The organism is Kitasatospora saccharophila, assembly GCF_039529925.1.
Lineage (GTDB): Bacteria > Actinomycetota > Actinomycetes > Streptomycetales > Streptomycetaceae > Kitasatospora > Kitasatospora saccharophila.
The window spans coordinates 1-12,950 of record NZ_BAAANS010000044.1 but is presented as its reverse complement, the minus strand read 5'-3'; the positions used below and the strand labels follow the sequence as shown (position 1 = coordinate 12,950).

The following is a 12,950-nucleotide window of genomic DNA, read 5'->3' as shown; positions in this document are numbered from 1 at the left end:
GGTTCCCCCGCACGTCCGCCCGATCGAAGAACGGAGCACCGTCGTGAACGACACCCCCACCGACACCGAAACCACCGCCGACGCCACCGCCACCGCCGCCAGCGCCGGGCGGCCGGACGAGCTGGCTGGCCTGACCGTGGCGTTCCTGGTCGCGCCCGAGGGCACCGAGCAGGTCGAGCTGACCTCGCCCTGGCAGACCGTCCTGGACCACGGCGGCACCCCGCGCCTGGTCTCCACCGAGCTGGGCGAGATCCGGGCGTTCCACCACCTCGACCGGGCCGACCCGTTCATGGTGGACGCGGCCGTCAAGGACGTCTCGGCCGCCGACTTCGACGCCCTGGTGCTGCCCGGCGGCGTCGCCAACCCGGACTTCCTGCGCACCGACCAGCGGGCCGTGGAGTTCGTCGCCGGGTTCTTCGGCCGCGGCAAGCCCGTCGCGGTGATCTGCCAGGGCCCGTGGACGCTGATCGAGGCCGACGCGGTCCGCGACCGCACCATGACCTCCTGGCCGAGCCTGCGCACCGACCTGGCCAACGCGGGCGCGCACTGGGTGGACCGCGAGGTGGTGGTCTGCACCGACGGCCCCAACACCCTGGTCTCCAGCCGGAAGCCGGACGACCTCCCGGCCTTCGACCGCGCCCTGGTCACCGCCTTCGCCACCCCCTGACATCCGCCCGGGGCCCGGCATCCGGCCGCCGCCTCCACCCCGTCCGGGCCACCCGGGCGGGCCGCCCGGACGGGTGACGCCCGGTCCGGGCCGGTCAGGCCCCGGCCGCCGCGGCGCTCTCCTCGACGCGGGCGCGCACCCAGCCCAGGAACTCCCGGACCCGCGGAGCGGGCAGGGGCAGCGCGGCGGCCCGGGGGAGTTCGAAGCTGCGGACCGCGGCCTCGATCAGCGGACGGAACTCCTCCTCCGCGGCGGCGACCCGCCCGGCCGCGTCGCGCTTGGCGAACCAGCGCCCGGTGCGGCAGTGGACCACGGAGCGGCAGCCGTTGAGGACCCGGTTGTCGGCGAGGTGCCCCTCGCCGTCGCCGTGCTCGCGCACCGAGGCCCGGACCGCGGCGTACAGGTCGGCCGGCCGGGGCTCCGCGATCACCTCCGGCGCGGGCGGGCCGTACAGCGCGATCCCGGACTGGTGGGCCACCGAGCGGTCGATCACGTACCAGAACGACGGCCCCCCGTCCGGGCCGAAGGCCGCCCGGCCCGGCAGTTGGGCGCCGGTGTTGAGATCCAGCAGGTAGCCGGCCTCCCCGGACGGGACCCGGGCGAAGTCGGCCGCGTAGCAGACCAGTTCCAGCCCCGCCGCCGGGCACGGCAGCCGCCGGTGGTCGAGGACCTCGGCCAGCTCGCGTAGCACCCCGTCCGGGGGCGGGCCCTCCAGGACGACCGTGACGTCGACGTCGCTGCGGTCGTGCCGGTAGTCGCCCAGCGCGAGGGACCCGACCGCGACCACCGCGGTCAGCCGGGGACCGCACACCGCGCGCGTGCGGTGCACGAGCTCCGTCAGGTAGGGCCGCACTTCGGCGGGAACGGCACGGAACGGTTCGGTCTCGGTACCCATCCGGCCAGTGTGGGGTCGCGGGGGCGGATCCGGAAACCGGTCCCCGGGGCCCGGCGGCCCCGGCGCGTCCGCCCTCAGGCGGCGGCCAGCGGGTAGGCGTACCCGTAGGGGTGCCCGAGGCCGGGCGGGTACGGCGCCAGGAAGCAGGCCACCGTGCCGTGCACCGTCACCCGCAGCCCGTCCGCCCCCACGTACACGGCCAGGCCCTCCTCGGTGGTCTCCGAGGAGCGGTACACCACCACCATCAGCTGCGGCGCGTGCGTCCCCGGCCGCCCGGGGACGGCGATCCGGTAACCGTGCGGCCCGTCCATGACACCCACCTGACCCTGCTCCTCCACGACCCGTCCGACCCACGGCCGCGGGCCCGCGCCCCGCGCATACCCCCGGGGCGTTGCCCCAACCCCCGCCCCCCGCTCACCCTCAGCGCACCGACCCGCCCGCGACCACCAGCCGCACCGCACCACCCAGGTCCGCCGCCCGGCGGTGCCCCGCCGCGCTGATCTCCCCGGGGCGGGTGACCGCGGTGGGGACGAGCAGGCCGTGCGCCCCGGCCTCGGCGGCGGCGACCAGGCCAGCGGCGGTGCCGCCGATGACGGTGGTGCGGGCCGGTCGCACCCGCAGCGCCCGGGTCGCGGCGAGGACCAGCCCGGGGGCCGGCGCGCGGCAACCGCAACGCTCGGCCGGCCCGTGCGGGCAGAGCGCCCAGGCGTCGAACGGGCCGAACAGTTCCTCGATCCGGTGCTGGACGATCTCGACCCGACGCCGGGTCAGGACCCCCCGGGCGATCCCGGGTTGCTCGGTGAGCACCCCCAACCGGACGCCGAGCTCCCGCAGTTCGCCGACCGCCCGGCGGGCGCCGGGCCGGGGGTAGACCCGGCCCGGGTCGCCGTTGTACGCGATGTCCTCGATCAGCACGGCGTCCCGGTCGAACAGCACCGCCACCCCGCCGTCCCCGCCCCCGGCCGCCCGCCGCCCGCCCGCGTCCCGCACCACCACCCAGGGTGCGGACGGTCGCGGCCCGCCGCCCCCCGACCACCGGTCGGCGGTGGGCAGCGGTTCCAGGTACTCCGGCGTGAACTCCATACCCAGCGGCTGACCAGGGCCGCGCGTCTCAAACCCCGCCCCCGCGGGCCGGGCCCTCGCGGGCCCCGATCGGTTCACCCCGTGCCGAGCGCCTCCCCGGGGCGGGGGCTCCGGCCGCCCCGGACGGCGCGGTCGATCCGCTGCGCGGCGAGGCCGCCGACCTCCCGCAGCTCCTCCTCGGCGGGTTCGCGGCCGACCAGGCGCAGCGCGGCGTAGATCTGGCCGAGCCACAACTCCTCGGGCGTGCGGCGGTGTCGGCGTCGCCGCGCGACGAGCGCGGCCAGGTGTTCGGCCCCGCAGGCGACCAGCAGCCGGACGCCGCCCGGTCCCCGGCCCCGGACCACGGCGCTGTACCTCCGCCCGGCGGCGGGCGGGTTCCCGCAGACCTGGCAGCCCCGGGCGGGCGCCACGTCTCAGTCCTCCCCCAGCACGGCGTACAGTTCGGCCGTCACCCCGCGCGCGCTGCGGTACTCGTTCCGCCGCCACCTCGACGCCACCCCGCTGGCCCACCTGCGCCGGGTCCGCCCGGGCGCCGCCCAGCGCGAGCCGCTCGCCGCCGACCACCGCACCGCCTCCGGCACCGCACCCACCACCACCCTGCGCTGACCAGCCCACTGACGGCCCGCTCCGCCCCCATCCCTCCCCCGGAGCCTCGCCCCGGCACGCCGACCACCCGCCCACTGACGGCCCCGGCCCTCGACACTCCCAGAAGCCCCGCGCACCGCCGCGCACCGTCACCGGTGCTTCCCCCGGCGGGCCGTCACTCCCCCTCCTCCCGCACCGCCGCCTCCTCCGCCGACGCCCCGGGGCGGTCGTCCGCCCGCTCCGGCTGCTCCTCCCAGACCTCCGGTTGCTCCGCCGCCAGCTTGTCCTCCAGCGGTTCGCCGAGCGCCTGTTCCTCCCCCGTCACCCCGAACGCCTCGGCCGCGACCGGCCGGTCCCCCGGCACCGACGGGCGCTGCGGGTCGGCGGCGCGGTCGGCGGCGGGCGAGCCGTCCGCGAGGTTCGGGAGCCCCTCGTCCCGCGGGTCCGCGCCCGGGTCGGCGGGGCGGGCCCGTTCGGGGTCGAGCGCCGCGGGGGCGTCCTCCACCGCGTCGGGGCGCACCGGGCGGGACGGGGCGCGCGGCGGGCCCGGCGGATCGAGCTCCCGGGTCACTCCTCTCCCGCCGTCCCCGTCCCCGCCGTCACCACCGTCCCCGCCGTCCCCGTCGCCGTGCCCGCCGCCCGTCTCGTCCGGCTGGACGCCCGGCACCGGCCCTTCGGCGATCTCGGGCTGCTGCTCGTCGCTGCCCGCCACGTTCGGCGTGCCGCCCTTGCCGATCGGTGCGGGCTCGCGTCCGGGGCCGTCGCCCGCCGGGCCGTGTTCGTCCCGCCGCCCCTGGTCGGCGGGGCCGATCGCCCCGCCCATGTCGTGCAGCGGACGTTCCTGCCGTCCCATCGCCGTCTCCTCGCGTCGTTCCGCCGCCGGCCCGGGGGCCGGCGCGTGCGCCGGACGTCTGCCCGGCGCCCGGGGCCGGAAACGGACCGGAGGTTTCCGGCGGCGCCGGAGCGGACAGCCGCGACCGCGAGAGCCGCCCGACTCCCGGAGGCCGCCGTGCCCGCCGCGTCCCGTCCCTGCGCCCCGCCCGCCCCGCACCCGCTGCGCGACTACGCCCTGCTCGCCGACGGCCGCCGCGGCGCGCTGCTCGACCCGGACGGCGTGCTCGGCTGGCTGTGCGCGCCGCGCTGGGACAGCGACGCGGTGCTGTCCTCGCTGATCGGCGGCCCGGGCTGGTTCGGCCTGACCCCGACGGGGACGTACGTGCCGGGCGGCCGGTACGAGGACGGCGGGCTGGTGCACCGCAGCCGCTGGGTCACCCGGGGCGGGGTGGTGGAGTGCCGGGAGGCCCTGGCCCGCCCGGCCGAGCCGCACCGGGTGGTGCTGCTGCGCCGCGTGCTGGCCGTGGACGGCCCGGCCGAGCTCGACGTCTCCCTGCACCTGGCCGCCGGTTTCGGCACCGCGCCCGCCACCGGCCCGGAGCGGGACGCCGCGGGCCGCTGGACGCTGCGCACCGGCCCGCTGCACGCCCGGCTGACCGGTCTGCCGGAGGCCCGGCCGGAGCGCTGCGGCGGGCTGCACGCGGTGCTGCGGGTGGCGCCGGGCGCCTCGTACGACCTGGTGCTGGAGCTCGCCGACCGTCCGCTCCGCGAGGCCCCGCCGGATCCGGACCGCGCCTGGGCGGCCACCGGGGCGGCCTGGGCCGCGGACGTCCCGCCCCTGGACGAACTGGCCGGGCTGCCCGGCCGCCGGGACGCCCGGCACGCCCACGCCGTCCTCACCGGCCTGACCGGGCCGGACGGCGGCACCGTCGCCGCGGCCACCACCAGCCTGCCCGAACGCGCCGAACAGGGCCGCAACTACGACTACCGGTACGTGTGGATCCGCGACCAGGCGTACATCGGCCAGGCCGTCGCGGCCCGCGGACCGCACCCGCTGCTGGCCGGCTCGGCCCGCTTCGTCACCGCCCGGCTGCTCACCGACGGGCCGCGGCTGGCCCCCGCGTACACCGTCGACGGCGGACCCGTCCCCGACCTGCGCAGGCTCGAACTCCCGGGCTACCCGGGCGGGTTCGACGTGGCCGGGAACCGGGTGAACCGGCAGTTCCAGCTCGACGGGTTCGGTGAGAGCCTGCTCCTGCTGGCGGCCGCCGCCCGGCACGACCAGCTGGACGCCGACGGGCACCGGGCCGCCCGGGTCGCCGTCGAGGCGATCGCCGCCCGGTACCGCGAAGCCGACAGCGGCATCTGGGAGATCCACCCCGACCACTGGACCCACAGCCGCCTCACCTGCGCGGCCGGCCTGCGCGCCGCGGCCGACGCCCTGCGCCGCCCCGACTGGCTGCCCCTCGCCGAACGCCTCACCGCCGCCGCCCTCACCGACTCCCTGCACTCCGGCGGACGCTGGCAGCGTTCCCCGACCGACCCCGCCGTGGACGCCGCCCTGCTGCTCCCCGCCCTGCGCGGCGCCGTCCCGCCCCGGGCCCGCCCCAGCCGGGCCACCCTCGCGGCCGTCCTGGCCGACCTCGCCGACGACCACCACTGCTACCGCTTCCGGCACGCCCCCGGCCCGCTGGCCGAGGCCGAGGGCGCCTTCCTGCTCTGCGGCTTCCTGGTCTCCCTCTCCCACCTCGCCCAGGGGAACCTCCCCGAGGCCCTCCGCTGGTACGAGCGCAACCGCGCCGCCTGCGGCCCGCCCGGCCTCTACGCCGAGGAGTACGACATCGCCCAGCGCCAGCTCCGCGGCAATCTGCCGCAGGCGTTCGTCCACGCCCTCCTGCTGGAGACCGCCACCCGCCTGGCCCCGGCCCTGTGAACCGGCCCGGGGCCCTGCGGCGGGCGGCGGTCAGCCGATCCGGCGGACGGCGGGCGGGGCCCAGCGCCCGTTCAGGGCGGCCGGCCGGGGCGCGTACAGGCGCAGGGTGAGGCCGAGCGGGCCGGTCGGCGCGGGCAGCCAGTTGGCCCGCTTGTCGGGGCCGGGGTCGCGGTGGGAGATCAGGAGGTCGAGCGAGCCGTCGGCGCCGTACACCAGCGGGTCGCGGTCGCCCAGCGCGAAGCGGTCGATCCCGTTGGCGACCTGGAAGCCCTCCGCGTCGTACATCGTCAGCGACCAGAACGCGTCGACGGGCGGCAGGCCGTCCGCCGGGAAGTGCAGCAGGTAGTCGTGCTCCCCGGTGACGGGTTCGCCGTCCGCGTCGGTGGCGAGGACGGGGTAGATCGCGTCCTCCGGCGGGTTGGCCCCGAGGCCGATGGCGGCGATGGCGGCCCGCTTGAAGTAGGCGTTGCCGTACACGCCCATGGTCTCGGCGCTGACGCGCCAGCCGTTGACGGGGGTGGCGATGGTGTCGAGGGGGGAGAGGATCGCCTTGCGGGCGCTGACGGCGCCCGCTTCGAGGGCCGCGAGGTCGGGGTCGGTGAAGCGGTCCGGGTCGAAGTCGCGGCCCGGGACGATGCCCAGGGGCGCGATGCGTGCCAGGACCGAGAAGTCGGTGGGGTGCGGCGGGTTGTCGGCCAGCGCCCGGCACGCACGGGTGAAGAACTCGACCGCGGTGAAGCCGTTGACGGTGGCCAGCGGGTCGGTGACGGCGTCCACCGCCGGGTCGACCGGGTGCTCGACCGGGTGCAGGGCCTCCAGGGTGAGGCCGTCCTGGATCCGCCGGACCTTCTCGTAGTCGGCGGGCCCGTTGGTCTGGATCCGCCCGATCACCCACACGTGCGGCGTGGGCGCGCGCAGCACCCGCGCCGCGGCCGGGAGTTCGCCCTCGTGGTCGGGGCCGACCACCAGGTAGTCCTGGTCGCCGGAGCCGGTGGTGCGCGGGCCCAGGGTGGCGAACACGTCGGTCCACATGTCCAGCAGCGGGACCATGAAGTACCGGCCGCCGGTGTCCGACACGTGCAGCGCCACCGGGCCGGCCGTCAGGTCCAGCCACGCGGACGAGTACAGGGTGTCGAAGTTCGGCCGCACCACCGAGCGGAACTCAGCCGGCGGGAACTCCCGCAGGTGGTGGAACTCGTTGGGCGGCCCGAAGAGCGGCTTGTCCCCGGGGGGCGCGGACACCGCCTGCCGCCGGGTGACGTCCATGGTGACCAGTGGGTAGAGGTACACGTACGCCTCGTGGGCGAGCGTCCGCAGATCGTCCGACATCATGCTCGCGTGCTCCTCGCGTCCGGACCGGCCCCCGAACGGACGCTCTCCGCCCCGGCCGCCCCCCGCAAGGCCGATCACCCGAACGGGTGACCCCCGTTCCGGCCCTCCTTCGACCCTCCCCCGGCACCCGCCCGCGCCGCGCCGACAAACTTTTCCTCCTTGACAAGAAAATTTGTCGGCGCGATCCTGGAGGGGTGCTGGACGTAGCCGTGATCGAAGAACCCGCCGCCGCCGAAGCCTCGCTGGACCCGATGCGGGCCCGCCTGCTGGCGGCCCTGGCCGAGCCGGGCTCGGCCGCCATGCTGGCCGCCCGGCTGGGGCTGCCCCGGCAGAAGGTGAACTACCACCTGAAGGAGCTGGAGCGGCACGGCCTGGTGGAGCTGACCGAGGAGCGCCGCAAGGGGAACGTGGCGGAGCGGGTGTACCGGGCGACGGCCGCCTCGTACGTGATCTCGCCGGCCGCCCTCGCGGCGGTCAGTCCGGATCCGGCCCGCTCGCCCGACCAGCTCTCGGCGCGCTGGCTGCTGGCCCTCGGCGCCCGGCTGGTGCAGGAGGTCGGCTCGCTGCTGACCGGCGCGGCCCGGGCCCGGCAGCGGGTGGCCTCGTTCGGGATCGACGCCCGGGTGCGGTTCGCCTCGGCGGCCGACCGGGCGGCCTTCGCCGAGGAGCTCTCGCAGGCGGTCACCGCCCTGGTGGGCCGCTACCACGACGAGTCCGCCCCGCAGGGCCGCGACCACCGACTGGTGGTCGGCCTGCACCAGATCCCGGCCATCCCGACCACCGACCCGCCCGCCGCCGCGCCCGCCCCGACCACCGACCCGTCCGCCCCGCAGGAGGACTGACACCGTGCCGCACCCCTTCGAGCTGGAATTCGAACTGACCCTGCCGGCCGATCCCGAGCAGGTCTGGGCGGCGATCGCCACCGGCCCGGGCATCGACTCCTGGTTCATGGGCCGCAACGAGGTCGACCCCCGGGTCGGCGGCGCGGCCTCGATGGAGACCGGCGGCCACCGGGAGACCTCGACGGTCACCGCGTACGAGCCGGGCAAGCGCTTCGCCACCCGCACCGAGCCGGGCGGGGACGGCCGGTTCATGGCCTTCGAGTACCTGGTCGAGGGCCGCGACGGCGGCAGCACCGTGCTCCGGGTGGTGCACAGCGGCGTGCTCGGCGACGACTGGGCGGACGAGTACGACGCGCTGCGCCGCGGCTGGCCGTTCCACCTGCACACGCTGCGCGAGTACCTGACGCACTTCGCGGGCCGCACCGCCGTCCCGGTGTTCGCCGTGCGGCCGACCGCCGGCCTCCCGGCCGCCGGGGTCCGCGCCGCGCTGACCGCCGCGCTCGCCCTCCCGGCCGACCCGCCGACCGGCACCCGGGTCCGCGCCGATCTGCCCGGACTGCCGCCGCTGGACGGCGAGTTGGTCTGGTCGGACGAGGAGCGCTTCGAGGTCCGCACCGCCGACGGCCTGTACGCCTTCCTGCACCCGCCGGGCGTGCTGCTGCTCTTCCACCACCTGTTCGCCGAACCGGCCCCGGCCGCCGCGGCGGCCGAGTCCGCCTGGCAGCACTGGCTCTCCGCCCTGCCCGCCCGCTGACGCCTGCCCCCCGAGCCCTGACTCCTGACCCCCGATCCGTTTCCCCTTCCCCTTCCCAGCAGAACGAGGTACCACCGATGCGCACCCTGATCAGCACCGCCTTCGTCTCCCTGGACGGCGTGATGGAGGCCCCCGGCGGCGAGCCGGGCTACCGCAACGCCGGCTGGACGTTCAAGGACATCGACTTCGTCCCGGAGGCGTTCGAGATCAAGGGCCGGGAGCAGGAGGAGGCCGGGGCGGTGCTGCTGGGCCGGGTCAGCTACCAGGCGTTCAGCCCGGTGTGGCCGGGGATGGCGGAGTTCGCCCGCTACAAGGAGCTGCCGAAGTACGTGGTGTCGACCACCCTCGGCGAGGACGAGCTGGTCTCCGACTGGGGGCCGACCGCGATCCTCCGCTCGGTGGACGAGGTGGCCGCCCTGAAGGAGACCGACGGCGGCCCGATCGTCCTGCACGGCAGCGCCCGCCTGAACCACGCCCTGTCCGACGCGGGCCTGGTCGACCGCTACCACCTGCTGGTCTTCCCGCTGCTGCTGGGCGCGGGCCGGCGGCTGTTCAGCGACACCGACAAGGACGTGCAGAAGCTCGAACTGGTCGAGTTCGCGGCGTACTCCAACGGCGTGCAGAAGAACGTCTTCGACGTGGTCCGCTGAGCCCCGCCCCGGAGGCCCCGCCACTTCCAAGGTACCGCGCGCCGGGGGCCTTGCCGCAAGGCCCGGTCGATGGCCCAGAATGTCCGGCTGGTGCCGGGATGGCGGAGAGAAGTCCGCAAGCTGACGGAAAATCACTTGTCGGACGTTTTCGGAGGATTGATGATCGACGTGCTGGTGGTCGGCGGCGGGCCGACCGGGTTGATGCTGGCCTGCGAGTTGCGGCTGCACGGGGTGGAGGTGGTGGTCCTTGAGCGGCTGACGGCACCGACCGGGGAGTCCCGGGGGCAGGGGTTGCACGCGCGCAGTGTGGAGGTGATGGATCAGCGCGGCTTGTTGGAGCGGTTCCGGGCGGTGAGCGAGGAGTTCCGGGTCGGCGGGCTGTTCGCGGGCGAGGCGCGCGCGTGGCCGGAGGGGATGGACACGGCGCACCCGTACGGGCTGGCGACGCCGCAGCCGGTGACGGAGCGGCTGCTGTGGGAGCGGGCCGAGGAGCTGGGCGCGGAGCTGCGGCGCGGCTGCGAGCTGGTGGGCCTGGCGCAGGACGAGGAGGGGGTGGAGGCCGAACTGGCGGACGGCTCGCGGTTGCGCGCGCGCTGGCTGGTGGGGTGCGACGGCGGGCGCAGCACGGTGCGCCGGCTGGCGGGCGTGGCGTTCCCGGGCGAGCCGGCGACGGTGCAGACGCTGCTGGGGCAGATGGCGGCGGCGGAGGATCCGGAGCGGATCGCCGAGGTGGTGGCCGAGGTGCGGCGCACGCAGCTGCGGTTCGGGCTGCACCACGAGGGCGGCGGGGTGTACCGGGTGATCGTTCCGGCGGAGGGCGTCTCGGAGGACCGCGCGGCGCCGACGCTGGAGGAGTTCCGGGCCCGGCTGCGCGCGGTGGCGGGCACGGACTTCGGGGTGCACTCGCCGCGCTGGCTGTCCCGGTTCGGGGACGCGACGCGGCAGGCGGAGCGCTACCGGGCGGGCCGGGTCCTGCTGGCGGGGGACGCGGCGCACGTCCATCCGCCGACGGGCGGCCAGGGGCTGAACCTGGGCGTGCAGGACGCGTTCAACCTGGGCTGGAAGCTGGCCGCCGAGGTGGCCGGCTGGGCCCCGCCGGGCCTGCTGGACAGCTACCACGCGGAGCGGCACCCGGTGGGCGCGGCGGTGATCGCGCACACCCGGGCGCAGATGACGCTGCTGGGCACGGCGCCGGGCGCGGTGGCGCTGCGCGGGGTGTTCGCCCGCCTGATGGACTTCCCGGACGTCAACCGGTACATCACGGGCGTGATCTCGGGGGTGGACGTCCGCTACGACTTCGGTCCGGGCCCGGCCCTGCTGGGCCGCCGGCTGCGGGACGTCCGGCTGGTCGACGCCCCGGCGCCGGCGGACCGGCTGTACGGGCGGATGCACGCGGGGCGGGGCGTGCTGCTGGACCGGTCGGGGCTGCTGTCGGCGGCCGGCCGGGAGGACCGGGTGGACGTGCTGGTGGACGGCTGCCCGGAGCTGGGGGCGGCGGCGGTGCTGCTGCGTCCGGACGGGCACGTGGCCTGGGTCGGTGAGGAGCCGGGGGCCGGGGAGGGGTTGCCGGAGGCCCTGGCGCGCTGGTTCGGCCCGGCGGGGTAGGGCGGCGGTCGCCGGCGGCACGGGGGTGGAGCAAGGCTCCGGTGCGGGCCGAGCTCCATCGGGTGCTCCTGGACGAACTCGGCAGCCGCGGTGAGCTGGACTGGTCCCGCTGCGCGGTCGACCCGGTCAGCATGCGCGCCCCGAAAAGAGGAAGCTGACGGGTCAGAATCCCGTGGAGGGACGGCGTCCCGACTCAGCCGCGCTCCTTGGACGCGTTGCCCTCAAGGGCCTGGACGACCTTCTTCGCGGTGGCCTTGGCCGAGCCAGGATTCTGGCCGGTGACGAGGTTGCCGTCGGTGACGACGTAGGGGACGAACGGCAGTGCCGCCTTCTCGTAGAGCGCGCCGCGCTGCTTGGCCTTCTCCTCGGCGTTGTAGGGGACCAGTCCGTCGACGCGGGCGAGGACTTCCTCGGTCCAGGCGAATCCCGTCATCTTGCGGCCGGCGATGAGGTAGGAGCCGTCGGACAGCCGGGTGTTGAGCAGGCCGCAGTAGCCGTGGCAGACCGAGGAGACGATGCCACCGCGCTCGTGGATCTCGCGGGTGATGCGCTGCAGGCCCTCGCTGTCGGGGAAGTCGTACATCACCGCGTGGCCGCCGGTGAAGTAGATCGCGTCGTACTCGGAGGGGTCGATCCGGTCCGGGCTGGCCGTGTTCTCCAGCAGTGCCGTCTTCCCGGGGTCGGCACGCCAGGCTTTGGCGGTCTTGTCGTAGTTCGGGAACTTCAGGGCGCGCGGCTCAAGGGGCACCGCGCCGCCGGCCGGGCTGACGAGTGTCTGCTCGTAGCCGTGTTCCTCGAAGACGTGCCAGGCGTGCGTGAGCTCGGAGAGCCACAGGCCCGTGGTGTGGGACGGGTCGTCGTAGTGGCCGACGTTGGTGACGACGTGGAGGACGTGCTTGGTCATGGCTGATCTTCCTTCGTGCGGGCCGGGACGGCGAGGTGACGCTCCGTCGCGGTGCAGGGCATGCGCGGGCTGGGCGGCACGGATCAGGAGCCGACCGACGTGATGGCCAGGAAGGCGCTGCGCACCCGGTCGGCGACCTCCTCCTCCGACATGGCTCGCAGCTTGCCGTCGAGGTGCAGGCAGGCCAGCCCGTGGGCGAGCCCCCACCCTGCCGACGCCAGCGCCGAGGCGTCCGCGTCGGGGAAGACGTGATCCAGCGCGTCGGCCAGCAGCGCGTGCAGGGCGTCGGCGGCCTTGACCCGCTCGTCGTCGGCGTCGTCGCACGGCTTGCCGAACATCACGCCGAACAGGGCCGGGCGCCGCAGCGCGAAGGCGACGTAGGCGACGGCGAACTCGGCCAGGTCCGAGGCGGAGGCGGGCAGGCCGCGCCCGCTGCCCAGGTCGGCCAGCAGGTCGCGGAAACCCTCGACGGCCAGCGCGGACTCAAGGGCGTCGCGGTCCTTGAAGTGCCGGTACGGCGCGGTCGGCGACACGCCTGCCTGGCGTGCGACGGCGCGCAGCGAGAAGGGTTCGCCGTTCTCCAGCATCTCCATCGCGGTCGACAGCAGCGCCGCCCGCAGGTCGCCGTGGTGGTAGCTGCTCTTCTCCAATGTTGACATCGCTTACTCTGCCCTCCCATGCTGTGTTAGCACTGTAAACATAGCGTGGGTCCCGAGGTGCCGTCACCCCTGACAGTCGAGCTGCCGTCGGCGCCCGCACCATCCACCCCAAGGAGATTCCCAATGGCATTGTCAAGCCGGGGTGGTGACGCCCAGTGATCGGGTCATGCCGCTGCGGCGGCCGGGCTCGGTGTGACTGCCTGGAAG

14 protein-coding genes and 1 pseudogene are annotated in these 12,950 nt (G+C 75.9%); 7 read left to right on the top strand and 8 right to left on the bottom strand.

What is annotated here, in order from left to right; all coding sequences use genetic code 11:
* Window positions 1-130: 130 nt before the first annotated feature.
* Window positions 131-667, top strand: coding sequence for a type 1 glutamine amidotransferase domain-containing protein (locus ABD345_RS27885; protein ID WP_344555938.1), 537 nt, complete (start codon window positions 131-133; stop codon window positions 665-667).
* A gap of 94 nt (window positions 668-761) precedes the next feature.
* Here ABD345_RS27885 and ABD345_RS27880 read toward each other — a convergent pair whose 3' ends face one another.
* From ABD345_RS27880 to ABD345_RS27860, 5 genes are all read right to left on the bottom strand, one after another.
* On the bottom strand, window positions 762-1,562 hold the full coding sequence (locus ABD345_RS27880; RefSeq protein ID WP_344555859.1) for a nucleotidyltransferase domain-containing protein: 801 nt from the start codon (window positions 1,560-1,562) through the stop codon (window positions 762-764).
* A 74-nt stretch (window positions 1,563-1,636) separates the two neighbouring features.
* A complete protein-coding gene (locus ABD345_RS27875; protein WP_344555857.1) occupies window positions 1,637-1,873 on the bottom strand; it encodes a DUF6296 family protein in 237 nt (78 codons plus the stop codon).
* A gap of 109 nt (window positions 1,874-1,982) precedes the next feature.
* Complete coding sequence (locus tag ABD345_RS27870) at window positions 1,983-2,645, bottom strand: HAD-IIIA family hydrolase (protein ID WP_344555855.1); 663 nt, start codon at window positions 2,643-2,645, stop codon at window positions 1,983-1,985.
* 74 nt (window positions 2,646-2,719) lie between these two features.
* Window positions 2,720-3,055 (bottom strand): hypothetical protein, encoded by a 336-nt coding sequence (locus tag ABD345_RS27865; RefSeq protein ID WP_344555853.1) that lies wholly within the window; start codon window positions 3,053-3,055, stop codon window positions 2,720-2,722.
* 350 nt (window positions 3,056-3,405) lie between these two features.
* Window positions 3,406-4,083: a hypothetical protein gene (locus ABD345_RS27860; protein WP_344555851.1), complete on the bottom strand. Its 678-nt coding sequence runs from the start codon at window positions 4,081-4,083 to the stop codon at window positions 3,406-3,408.
* Between the two features lie 156 nt (window positions 4,084-4,239).
* Here ABD345_RS27860 and ABD345_RS27855 point away from each other — a divergent pair, with 156 nt between their 5' ends.
* Window positions 4,240-5,997, top strand: coding sequence for a glycoside hydrolase family 15 protein (locus ABD345_RS27855; RefSeq protein WP_344555850.1), 1,758 nt, complete (start codon window positions 4,240-4,242; stop codon window positions 5,995-5,997).
* A gap of 30 nt (window positions 5,998-6,027) precedes the next feature.
* On the opposite strand, the gene ABD345_RS27850 is transcribed toward ABD345_RS27855, so the two are convergent.
* On the bottom strand, window positions 6,028-7,329 hold the full coding sequence (locus ABD345_RS27850) for a DUF1254 domain-containing protein (protein ID WP_344555848.1): 1,302 nt from the start codon (window positions 7,327-7,329) through the stop codon (window positions 6,028-6,030).
* Between the two features lie 194 nt (window positions 7,330-7,523).
* Between ABD345_RS27850 and ABD345_RS27845 the strand changes: the two genes are divergently transcribed.
* The 5 genes and pseudogenes from ABD345_RS27845 to ABD345_RS27825 all read left to right on the top strand — a co-directional run.
* Window positions 7,524-8,171 carry an ArsR/SmtB family transcription factor gene (locus tag ABD345_RS27845; RefSeq protein ID WP_344555846.1) on the top strand — a complete coding sequence of 216 codons (648 nt, stop codon included), beginning with the start codon at window positions 7,524-7,526 and terminating at the stop codon, window positions 8,169-8,171.
* 4 nt (window positions 8,172-8,175) lie between these two features.
* Window positions 8,176-8,925 carry an SRPBCC family protein gene (locus ABD345_RS27840; RefSeq protein WP_344555844.1) on the top strand — a complete coding sequence of 250 codons (750 nt, stop codon included), beginning with the start codon at window positions 8,176-8,178 and terminating at the stop codon, window positions 8,923-8,925.
* Between the two features lie 77 nt (window positions 8,926-9,002).
* A complete protein-coding gene (locus ABD345_RS27835; protein ID WP_344555842.1) occupies window positions 9,003-9,575 on the top strand; it encodes a dihydrofolate reductase family protein in 573 nt (190 codons plus the stop codon).
* 159 nt (window positions 9,576-9,734) lie between these two features.
* Window positions 9,735-11,180: an FAD-dependent monooxygenase gene (locus tag ABD345_RS27830; RefSeq protein ID WP_344555840.1), complete on the top strand. Its 1,446-nt coding sequence runs from the start codon at window positions 9,735-9,737 to the stop codon at window positions 11,178-11,180.
* Between the two features lie 26 nt (window positions 11,181-11,206).
* Window positions 11,207-11,388, top strand: a pseudogene (locus ABD345_RS27825) (IS5/IS1182 family transposase); the annotation flags it as partial.
* On the opposite strand, the gene ABD345_RS27820 reads toward ABD345_RS27825, so the two are convergent.
* Together ABD345_RS27820 and ABD345_RS27815 are read right to left on the bottom strand one after the other, a co-directional pair.
* Window positions 11,374-12,084, bottom strand: coding sequence for a type 1 glutamine amidotransferase domain-containing protein (locus ABD345_RS27820; protein ID WP_344555838.1), 711 nt, complete (start codon window positions 12,082-12,084; stop codon window positions 11,374-11,376). The pseudogene ABD345_RS27825 and the gene ABD345_RS27820 sit on opposite strands and share 15 nt — an antisense overlap.
* 83 nt (window positions 12,085-12,167) lie before the next feature.
* Complete coding sequence (locus ABD345_RS27815; RefSeq protein WP_344555836.1) at window positions 12,168-12,743, bottom strand: TetR/AcrR family transcriptional regulator; 576 nt, start codon at window positions 12,741-12,743, stop codon at window positions 12,168-12,170.
* Between the last annotated feature and the right edge of the window lie 207 nt (window positions 12,744-12,950).

What these genes read in the sequence shown, in the direction of transcription:
- ABD345_RS27830 (WP_344555840.1), top strand. Translation starts at nt 9,735, where the DNA reads ATGATCGACGTGCTGGTGGTCGGCGGCGGGCCGACCGGGTTGATGCTG.
- ABD345_RS27850 (WP_344555848.1), bottom strand. Translation starts at nt 7,329, where the DNA reads ATGATGTCGGACGATCTGCGGACGCTCGCCCACGAGGCGTACGTGTAC.
- ABD345_RS27870 (WP_344555855.1), bottom strand. Translation starts at nt 2,645, where the DNA reads ATGGAGTTCACGCCGGAGTACCTGGAACCGCTGCCCACCGCCGACCGG.
- ABD345_RS27860 (WP_344555851.1), bottom strand. Translation starts at nt 4,083, where the DNA reads ATGGGACGGCAGGAACGTCCGCTGCACGACATGGGCGGGGCGATCGGC.
- ABD345_RS27875 (WP_344555857.1), bottom strand. Translation starts at nt 1,873, where the DNA reads ATGGACGGGCCGCACGGTTACCGGATCGCCGTCCCCGGGCGGCCGGGG.
- ABD345_RS27880 (WP_344555859.1), bottom strand. Translation starts at nt 1,562, where the DNA reads ATGGGTACCGAGACCGAACCGTTCCGTGCCGTTCCCGCCGAAGTGCGG.
- ABD345_RS27815 (WP_344555836.1), bottom strand. Translation starts at nt 12,743, where the DNA reads ATGTCAACATTGGAGAAGAGCAGCTACCACCACGGCGACCTGCGGGCG.
- ABD345_RS27820 (WP_344555838.1), bottom strand. Translation starts at nt 12,084, where the DNA reads ATGACCAAGCACGTCCTCCACGTCGTCACCAACGTCGGCCACTACGAC.
- ABD345_RS27835 (WP_344555842.1), top strand. Translation starts at nt 9,003, where the DNA reads ATGCGCACCCTGATCAGCACCGCCTTCGTCTCCCTGGACGGCGTGATG.